The sequence below is a fragment of the Mycobacterium sp. JS623 genome, assembly GCF_000328565.1.
In the GTDB taxonomy this organism is placed as follows: domain Bacteria; phylum Actinomycetota; class Actinomycetes; order Mycobacteriales; family Mycobacteriaceae; genus Mycobacterium.
This window is the reverse complement of record NC_019959.1, coordinates 38992-47756: the sequence shown is the minus strand read 5'-3', so window position 1 is coordinate 47756 and position 8765 is coordinate 38992. Positions and strand designations below refer to the sequence as shown.

General features: G+C 66.8%; 13 protein-coding genes and 1 pseudogene. 10 read left to right on the top strand and 4 right to left on the bottom strand.

The window, feature by feature from the left end; genetic code table 11:
- Nucleotides 1-99 precede the first annotated feature (99 nt).
- Both MYCSM_RS34500 and MYCSM_RS38665 read left to right on the top strand, forming a co-directional pair.
- Entirely contained in the window at nt 100-327 is a 228-nt protein-coding gene (locus MYCSM_RS34500) for a hypothetical protein (RefSeq protein ID WP_015298178.1), read from the top strand.
- A gap of 142 nt (nt 328-469) precedes the next feature.
- The gene (locus MYCSM_RS38665) at nt 470-2026 is read left to right on the top strand and encodes a hypothetical protein (protein WP_015298177.1); all 1557 of its coding nucleotides are present in this window, start codon (nt 470-472) and stop codon (nt 2024-2026) included.
- 47 nt (nt 2027-2073) lie between these two features.
- Here MYCSM_RS38665 and MYCSM_RS34485 read toward each other — a convergent pair whose 3' ends face one another.
- Complete coding sequence (locus tag MYCSM_RS34485; protein WP_015298176.1) at nt 2074-2454, bottom strand: type II toxin-antitoxin system death-on-curing family toxin; 381 nt, start codon at nt 2452-2454, stop codon at nt 2074-2076.
- On the bottom strand, nt 2451-2654 hold the full coding sequence (locus MYCSM_RS34480) for a hypothetical protein (RefSeq protein WP_041316222.1): 204 nt from the start codon (nt 2652-2654) through the stop codon (nt 2451-2453). The genes MYCSM_RS34485 and MYCSM_RS34480 overlap by 4 nt, the downstream gene beginning before the upstream one ends.
- A gap of 47 nt (nt 2655-2701) precedes the next feature.
- On the opposite strand from MYCSM_RS34480, the gene MYCSM_RS34475 reads away from it, so the two are divergent.
- From MYCSM_RS34475 to MYCSM_RS37970, 7 genes and pseudogenes are all read left to right on the top strand, one after another.
- Complete coding sequence (locus MYCSM_RS34475; protein ID WP_015298174.1) at nt 2702-2953, top strand: type II toxin-antitoxin system VapB family antitoxin; 252 nt, start codon at nt 2702-2704, stop codon at nt 2951-2953.
- A 117-nt stretch (nt 2954-3070) separates the two neighbouring features.
- Nucleotides 3071-3547, top strand: a complete 477-nt coding sequence (locus MYCSM_RS34470) for a type VII secretion target (protein WP_015298173.1) — start codon at nt 3071-3073, stop codon at nt 3545-3547.
- A 13-nt stretch (nt 3548-3560) separates the two neighbouring features.
- Entirely contained in the window at nt 3561-3986 is a 426-nt protein-coding gene (locus MYCSM_RS34465; protein ID WP_015298172.1) for a hypothetical protein, read from the top strand.
- Between the two features lie 146 nt (nt 3987-4132).
- Nucleotides 4133-4780 (top strand): annotated as a pseudogene (gene serB / locus MYCSM_RS34460) (phosphoserine phosphatase SerB); the annotation flags it as partial.
- A gap of 57 nt (nt 4781-4837) precedes the next feature.
- Nucleotides 4838-5191: a hypothetical protein gene (locus MYCSM_RS34455; RefSeq protein WP_015298171.1), complete on the top strand. Its 354-nt coding sequence runs from the start codon at nt 4838-4840 to the stop codon at nt 5189-5191.
- Nucleotides 5192-5545: 354 nt separating this feature from the next.
- Nucleotides 5546-5704: a hypothetical protein gene (locus MYCSM_RS38660; RefSeq protein ID WP_232425905.1), complete on the top strand. Its 159-nt coding sequence runs from the start codon at nt 5546-5548 to the stop codon at nt 5702-5704.
- A 131-nt stretch (nt 5705-5835) separates the two neighbouring features.
- Nucleotides 5836-5997, top strand: coding sequence for a hypothetical protein (locus MYCSM_RS37970; RefSeq protein WP_015298169.1), 162 nt, complete (start codon nt 5836-5838; stop codon nt 5995-5997).
- Here the strand turns inward: MYCSM_RS37970 and MYCSM_RS34445 are convergent.
- Complete coding sequence (locus MYCSM_RS34445; protein WP_198345152.1) at nt 5994-6203, bottom strand: type II toxin-antitoxin system prevent-host-death family antitoxin; 210 nt, start codon at nt 6201-6203, stop codon at nt 5994-5996. The genes MYCSM_RS37970 and MYCSM_RS34445 overlap by 4 nt on opposite strands.
- Nucleotides 6204-6509: 306 nt before the next feature.
- Here MYCSM_RS34445 and MYCSM_RS34440 point away from each other — a divergent pair, with 306 nt between their 5' ends.
- Nucleotides 6510-7997, top strand: coding sequence for an RNA-guided endonuclease InsQ/TnpB family protein (locus MYCSM_RS34440; RefSeq protein WP_015298167.1), 1488 nt, complete (start codon nt 6510-6512; stop codon nt 7995-7997).
- Nucleotides 7998-8218: 221 nt separating this feature from the next.
- Here MYCSM_RS34440 and MYCSM_RS34435 read toward each other — a convergent pair whose 3' ends face one another.
- Nucleotides 8219-8641: a hypothetical protein gene (locus tag MYCSM_RS34435; RefSeq protein ID WP_015298166.1), complete on the bottom strand. Its 423-nt coding sequence runs from the start codon at nt 8639-8641 to the stop codon at nt 8219-8221.
- Between the last annotated feature and the right edge of the window lie 124 nt (nt 8642-8765).

Here is an 8765-nt window from a genome sequence, read left to right as displayed (position 1 = left end):
TTTGGCCGCGCCGCGCCGCTGGGAGCTTGCTGACCGTTCGGCGGCGGTGTCTCGCGGCCCACCTACGGTCGCGCTATCCCACAACGAAAGGTGCTATCCGTGAGCCACACCGTCATTCCCGACACCCAGCACGCTTGGGCTGCCACCTCTCACCACGGCAGTGGTGGTGGCCTTGTCGACACCCTGATGCGTGGCTTCGCGTGGCGAACTGGCAGCGACGTGGCTCACTCGCTGTTTCGCCTCGCCCCGACGTTGGTCATCGGTGTTGTGCTCGTTGTGCTCCTGGTGGTCGGTGTGCGGTGGCTACGCGGGCGCAGCCGCTCCTGACACCCCGCAGAGACCCACTGTCACGTGACGTAACACTGTGCGGGTCTCCGAGGCCGGGGCGAGACGTACGTACCCGGTCATATTCGGCGCGGCCATCTGTCACGAAGCGGTGCGATACTCGGATCTGAGCGGAAGGACGAGCATGCGGTTGGTCTCCCCAGGCGAGTGGATGTCGCACTCGCGGTGGTTCCGGCGCGACCTCAGCGCCGAACGCATCGGAGAGATCCTGAGCTTCGACAAACGGACCCGGCCGCTGCTGCACGACTTCCTGAACGCCTACCCACCACGCCTGCACAACGAGACGCGGTGGAGCTACGCCGACATCTTCCAGTGGGTAAACGAATCCGCCGACCCACGCGGCACTCTCGGCCTCATGCCGCGCCTCTTTCCGGTGCCCGACGCCCCGCGACGGCCGGCACGGATGCTCTTCGCCACCAGCGTCGAGGTCGGCGCCGGCGGCCAAGAGTTCGTCGTGCACGCCTGGGAACCGTCCGACGGCCGCGGCCATGTCGCGGTCGGCTACCCGGTCCGCGATTGCCCAGGGGCCACCAATCCCGAGACCGCGCAACGCCTTCTCGGACACTTGAGTTGGGCCAGTGCTGTCGCCATTCCCACCGGCGATGACGCACCAACCGGCAATCGCGGGGTGCAGCCGGCAGTGTGGGTCGCCGACGGCCGACCCGTTGTCCTCGGTGGCGGCGACGACGATCTACCCGCCGGCGTCGAACGCTGCGTCTGGGGCGACGTCGCCAACTTGCTGCGCACGGACCTGCCGTGGTGGCCCCATGGACTGCGGGAACGCGACGCGATGCTCATGTGGCGGCCAGGCGACGACCCCCTGGCCATCACACCAGCCACCGCGGAGCGTGACCCGGCCGCACTGCTCGACATCCTCACCCCGGACAGCTCCACCGGACTCCGCCACACGATCGCCAAGATGATCCGCACCATCGAGCACGACCTGTGCGGCCAATTCGTCGGCGGCAGAGACCAATACGCGCCGTTTCCTGGCTTGACCCACGCCGCGTTCCCCGCCATCGGCAACGACAGCACCCCGCAACCCCGCACGCCCGGCGAGGCGGCGCTGTTCCTGCACCAGCGGGTACCGAACCCGCTCATTGCCGCCCGCGCCGCCACGGTCGCAGGCGGCTATCCGGTCGCGCACTTGACCTACGTCATCAAGCCGACAAACCGGCAGCACCCGTTGGTCGACGAATGGCTGACCCGGCTCCGCCCTGCCAGCACATCACGCCGCGACGAGATCGGCTACCAACTCGCCCTGTCGATGCTTCCCGTCGAACTCGGCCCCGATGATCACCTGGCCCCCACTGGTTTTCACGTCGACCCGGACTGGCCGGACTGCTGGATCGTCAGCCTGGGGGAGACCGTGATCGTGACGTGCGGGGTATCCGTGCCGGCCCGCGGTGTGCTGCGTCAGGCCTACCTCGCTGAAGGTGCCGCGTTCTTCCGCGACAGCCTCGGGGGTGTCTGGCCACTGCCATGCAAGCGGTATCGGCCCACCGACACTGACGAAGACCTCGCCCAGACCCTCACCCGACTCCTAGTCGACGCCGGCGCCGACGTCGAATCACCGGACGCGGCGGTCGAGACGAACCTTCTGCTGTGGCAGCAGATTCAAGCCTCACCCCTCCCCATCGCCATCCACGCCGACGAGGTCATGCCGCATCGCCAAGCGTGACCGGTGATGCAGCCTGCATCACCGCAATAGCCCTGGCGTGGCCGGAGCTATGCCGCGAATCCTTCTAGCGCGCTGGCTATTTCGTCGACCGATTCCTGTACACCCGTAGCTACGTCGAGCATGAGCTGCTCCGCGGCGTCGACGTCGTAGGTTGCAGACAACTCCACGCCGTTGATCGTCAGGAACGTCCACGCCGCAGCCCACGCGGTGCGCTTATTGCCATCGACGAGGGCGTGGTTGCGAGCCAAGGAATGCAGTAGTGCCGCGGCCTTCGTGAGCAGCGACGGATAAGCATCTAGTCCGAACACCGTTGCGCTGGGCCGTGCGACCGCTGCATCGAGCAGCCCGTAGTCGGCTATTTCGGGCAGACCGTCGAGTGCCGCCGCAGCGGCGCACAGGACGTCATCGCGGTCCAGAAATGTCGTCACTCGTCACGCAGCCTGCGGTTCAGCTCTGCCGAGCGCTGCGCGACGAGTTTCGCCGCCGCTGCTACCTGTTCCTTGTGGCGGTCAGCCCGCTGCATCGCGGCGTCGTGCACGTAGTCCTTGAGGGATTGGTCCGACTGCTGGGCAGCAGCACGCAGCGCTTCCATTTCGGTGTCGTCAAACGGGACGTTCAGGGCGGGCATGGTTAAATGGTACCGCATTTGGTACCAAGTGCGGTACCGTTGCAGTTATGCCGCTCACCGTCGAAGACGAAGAGGTCATCCGCCTCGCCGACGACCTCATGCAGCGCCTGCACCTGCCCAGCCGCATCGACGCCATCCGGTACGCACTCCAGGCGCAGATCAACCTCACGCAGTCCCGCACCGAAGACCTGCTCAACGTCATGGCCACCGAAGTGTGGCCACTCCTCAACGACGGCCACCCCATCACCAAGCAGGACCGCGAACAGATCCTCGACTACGACCCAGGCGCAGGGGCATAAGCCGATGACCGACAGCATGGCCACCCTTCCGCGCACACCAGCGACCACAGCCCCACATGTCCGCCACCGCCTTTACCGTGGACAGCAACCGCTACCCGCCCCGCCCGAAGGCCCACCATGGCGCATCTAGACGTCAACCCCGCCGACCTGCTCCGCGCCGCCGACAACTACGCCGAGCTGCAGCTGCGCGCCGCCGCGATCGGGCCGAAAGCCGTCGAGGAAGTGCAGCGCATCATCGCCACCCACGGCCCGATGGGCTATCCCCTCGCCGTCGGCGTCGTCGCCGGCCTGGCCCGTAGGCAAGCCGCCCTCGACGCCAAGGCCGCTAACTTCGGGCAGTACAGCCAGCGATTCACCGAGCACGCCGCCGCCTACCGCGACCAGGACCTCCAGGGAGCCCGCGACTACGCGGCTCCGGCCGCCACCATGCTCGACCTCGGCGGCCCCGGCCACATCCCGCCACCCGAGGGCCGCGTCATCTGCACCGAGATCAACGCCGGCGGCTTCGGATGCTCTGAATTCCTGCCCGGCGGCATGATCTTCCACTGGCTCAGTCCCGTCGACCTCACCGGCCACTGGCCCGACTTCCCGTAACCAGGAGACCCCTATGACCACCGAGAATCCCGCCGGCGAGGACCTCACCGCCCTCTACGAGCGCTACGCCACCCACTTCCGCCCCGTCATCACCCGCACCGACGACAACCGTTGGCGCGCACAACTTCCCGGCGTCAGCTGGCACGTCACAGCCGACACCGAGCAGGCCGCCGGCGATGCCATCACCACCGAAGCGCTGCGCCGCCTTGACGCCGGCGAACCCGAACCGCAGCCACCGCATGACCTGCTGGCCCGCCACCTCCAGAACCCGATCCCCGGCGTCTACGCCATGGACCGCGAACTGTTCCTGCACGTGCGGACCCACGCCGGAAACACAGCCACCCAACAGGCGTTCGAGGAAGCCGAACGCCGCCGCGCCGCCGGCCGGTCCTACACCAAGAGCGACTACATCGCCGAAAACAGCTCGCCCGCTGAGTGATCGGCCACGATGTCACACCTGCGCCATACCCTCTAACCCAGAGCGCACCGATATTCACTGGACAGCCGCGGCAGTCTGAAAGACACACCGCCCACACAACTTTGAGAAGCGAAGCCATGCACACCCACGCCGAACACGACACCGCCCGGCTCATCATGTTCGACGTCGACTCCACGCTCATCCAAGGCGAGATCATCGAAATGCTCGCCGCCAAGGCCGGGACCGAAACCCACGTCCGCAACATCACCGAAGCGGCCATGCGCGGCGAACTCGACTTCGCCCAAGCACTTCACGCCCGCGTCGCCACCCTCGCTGGCCTAGACGCCGCCGTCCTCGACGACGTCGCCGCCAACCTCACCCTCACCCCCGGCGCGCACACCACGATCCGCACCCTGCAACGGCAGGGATACCACTGCGGCGTCGCCACAGGCGGTTTCGCCCAAGTCATCGACGGCCTCGCCGCCCACCTCGAACTCGACTACGCCAAGGCCAACCACCTCGAAGTCGTCGACGGCAAGCTCACCGGCCGCACCACCGGCCCTATCGTCGACCGCGCCGCCAAAGCCGCCGCACTTTGCGAGTTCGCCGCCCAGACAAACGTGCCGATCGCACGCACCGTCGCAGTCGGCGACGGCGCCAACGACATCGACATGCTCACCACCGCAGGCCTCGGCATCGCCTTCAACGCCAAACCCGCCCTCCAAGCGGTAGCCGACATCGTCGTCACAGCACCGAATCTCGACGCCGTTCTTGGCGCCCTCAACACCGCAGCCGACGGCGACGAAGCCGCCTAAAACTGGACCTCGCAGCGGAATCCTCTCCGTGTCCCGCTTCGCACTTAAAGTGCGGTCATGGCGATCGCCTTCCACTGGTCACCGAGCACGCGGCGCGCGTCAATTCGTCGACGCGGCTTGATCATCGGTGCGACGCCCGCCGTGAACGGCGTCGAGGACGATCACCGCAACCCCTGGATCAGCCTGGCACCCACACCCGCCCTGGCCTGGTGGATGTCCGGCGAAGCACTGGAAGGCGGCGGATTCGCCGCAGAAGACCCGGTGTGGGACCTCTGGGAGGTCAACCTCGCCGGCATCGAGCACACCACCGGCACCCCGAGCTACCCCGAGATCACCGTGCCCAGCTGCATCCCACCCGACCGGCTCACCTGGATCGGGACCCGCACCTTCGGCGTCGGCGACGCCGCGTGACACGGCGGGCTCCGGCGCCGGCCTACGTCGACGTCCCGTTGCCGCTGGAATGCGCCGATTGCCACCATTCCTGGCCCACCGGATGCACCTGCCAACATCACGCCAGCTGCCGCACATGCCACCGCGACCTCGCCCACCCCGCGACGGCGGCCGGCTACTGCTCGATCGACTGTTTCCGCTCACCGCCCCGCTGACGCCGGAACTCGCACCCACCGCTCACACCGCCCCGCAAAGTGTATGGGCGTTGAACTGGCCTTTTGCGGCGCAGCTGTTGTGCGTGCGTTTTTGCACCCCCGCTCTCTACTGTCTCCATCGACGGATTTCAGTAGGTGCCGAGCAGCGGAGGACACGGCAATGCCTGCACAGGCGTGGGTGACGTTGATCGTCGGATTGGTCGCGACAACCGGCGTGCTGATCACGTGGTGGCAGAAGAACACCGCAGACCGCCGCAGCGAATGGTGGCGCCGCGTCACCTGGGGCCTTCGAGCGCACCTTCAGCCCGGACGACACTGAAGCAGCTCTCGGCTGGAAGATGCTCGATACGCTGCTGGAATCTAGACTGGCCACACGCGGAGACTCCGATATCGTCCAGGTCATCGGGGAACACACCGCCCTAGGCGACCAGACAGAAGAGGGGAGTGCCGATGACGACGAACGCCAACGACAGCACCCCCCAGAAGCCCAAGACCGGCCGTAGCCTCACCGTCCGCCAAGCTGCTGCCCGCGCCGCCGTCACCGCCAGTAAAAAGACAGGCCGCCCTGTTGATGAGCGAGTCCAGAAGCTCGCCAGCAGCCGCGACCGCTAACCCCCGCCGCCGGCCGCGCGCAGTTGGCGCGCCTCGACATCATCGGCGTGCTCATGCAGACGCTCGTAGTCAGCCATCGAAATGATCACCGCGCGTTCGGTCGTGCCGTCACGGTCCAGGACGATGACCTCTTCACCCGTGCGGGCCACCTCGTTGATCACCCAGTCCAGCGTCCAGCGAAGATGGTCGATGTTCTCAGTGGCCACGCTGCTCAACTTTGCGGCGCCGCATTTCTCCCCGCTGAATCCCGACATGCCCGTTTGCTGTCGCTCAGGATATCGCGCAGTCCCGACACCCGCCGACTGACTCCCCAGGGCCCACATCACTCGGCCGGTGATGCAGCCTGCATCACGGGAAGGTCACGACGTCCACCATTGGCGCGCTGCGCCACGGTGCGCCAGCACCGGCCCCCTGCGCGCCGCCGGCGCGCCGAGACTCGCCACCCCCCAAAGCGCGCCGCCAGCGCCTGCGAATTGGGCTCCGTGTCGCACTACCGCTCTACAGTCCCAACCATGACCACCGGCGACGTCGAAATGCGCGCGTACCGGTTCGCGCTCGACCTCACGCCGACCCAGGAACAGCAGTGCCGCCAACACGCCGGCGCCGCCCGCTGGGCCTACAACCACGCGCTCGCCGCCAAGTTCGCCGCACTCGACGCGCGCCAGGCCACGATCACCACGCTCGTCGAGCAAGGCGTAGATCCGAAAGTCGCTGCCACACAGGCACCGAAGATCCCGACCAAGCCGGCAATCCAGAAGGCCCTCAACGCCACCAAAGGCGACAACCGGACCGACCTCGACGGTGACTGCCCGTGGTGGCACACCGTCTCCACCTACGCCTTCCAATCCGCAATGATCGACGTCGACACCGCTTGGAAGAACTGGCTCGACTCGATCACCGGGAAACGCCGCGGCCAGCGAGTCAGCCGGCCGCGGTTCAAAACCAAGCACCGCTCACGCGACTCGTTTCGCATCCACCACGACGTCAAGAACCCGTCGATCCGCCCCGACACCGGATACCGACGCATCATCGTGCCGCGCCTCGGATCGCTGCGCGTCCACGACTCCACCAAGAAGCTCTGCCGAGCACTCGACCGTGGCGCCATCATCCAGTCCGTCACCATCAGCCGCGGTGGACATCGCTGGTACGCCAGCATCCTCACCAAAACCCCCGCAGCGATCACTGCAGCGCCGACCCGCCGGCAGCGCAAGGCTGGCACGGTCGGCGTCGACGTCGGAGTCCACCACCTCGCGGCACTCTCGACCGGCGACATCATCGACAACCCTCGCCACCTCGACCGCGCACGGGCCCGCCTCAACAAAGCTCAACGCAAGCTCTCCCGCACCCAGAGGGGATCAACGCGCCGGCGACGCGCGGCAGCCGTCGTTGGTCGCCGGCACCACGAAGTCGCCGAGCAACGCGCCACCACTCTGCACACCCTCACCAAACGACTCGCCACCGGCTGGGCGACCGTGGCCATCGAGGACCTCAACGTCCTCGGCATGACGCGCTCCGCGCGCGGCACCATCGACCAGCCCGGCACCAACGTGCGCGCCAAAGCAGGGCTCAACCGCGCCATTCTCGACGCCGCCCCCGGCGAACTTCGCCACCAACTCAACTACAAGGCTCGCTGGTACGCCTCCACCATCGCGGTCTGCGACAGGTGGTACCCGTCCAGCCAGACATGCTCGACCTGCGGAGCGAGAACCAAGCTCCGTTTGTCTCAGCGTGCATATCGGTGCGCCGAATGTGGCCTCGACCTCGATCGAGACGTCAACGCGGCCATCAACATCGCCACCTACGCGGTGGCCGTCACCCCCGACACCGAGGAGACGCAAAACGCCCGCCGAGGCCGAGCGCCCGCCCCCACATCAGTGGGCCGGCGACGCCAGGTCACTGACGCGGGAAGACCGCACCACCACGGTGCGGCCACCTCAGCCGAGCAATCGACTGATCATCCGAAGACTGCGGATCAGCGTCCATTAACACTGGTCAGCTAGCGTGCGCCCCACGCGCCCGCGCACACGGGTGAGTCGAACCCGTATCACGATCGGCCCGGCCGGCCGGCCGCCGGCTGGCGCTGATCGTGGTGCGCCCTACGCGCACACGGGTGAGTCCCGCTGCTTGGCGACATTGCTTGCTTGCCCCTGCCCCTGCCTACAAGGCGTCGTGCGCCCCACGCGCACACGGGTGAGTCACGGGCCGAGCGTCGAAGCCGCCGCTAACGGGCCGGACAGATAGCTGCGCCGTCATGCAGGTAGAAGACGGAGTGGCTTTCGGTGTCGTCCGGATTACCCTCGAATCCCCACTCGCCGTCCTGGCTCTTCCACACCGCTCCGTCCACTAGCGTCTGAGCCGCGTGATCGCCTCCGACCACGTCGACGTTCGATCTCTGCGATCCATCCTTGGGCCGTACAGCTGTCACCTGGGTGCCGTCCGGCGCAGTGATGACGACCTTCAGCCCAGCGTCATCCTGGCTACAGAGGATTTTGACGTCGGCGATGTTGTAGGTCTGATCGTAGAAGTCGATCGTGTGGGTGTTAGAGAAGAATTTGCCTGGCCAAGGGGCTGGGTGGCTGGGACTGGTGCTACATCCTGCGATTACCAGAACGCCTAGTGCCGCCGCTGCCACACGCAAATGCATCCCCACAGTTCATTTATAGGCGCGACCCCCGTCCTGTGATGCCCGGCTGAGCTATGGGATGCACGATCTCCGCCTCGCTGGCTGCCCCTGCACGCAACACCTCCAGCGGCCAGGGTCTAGGGCT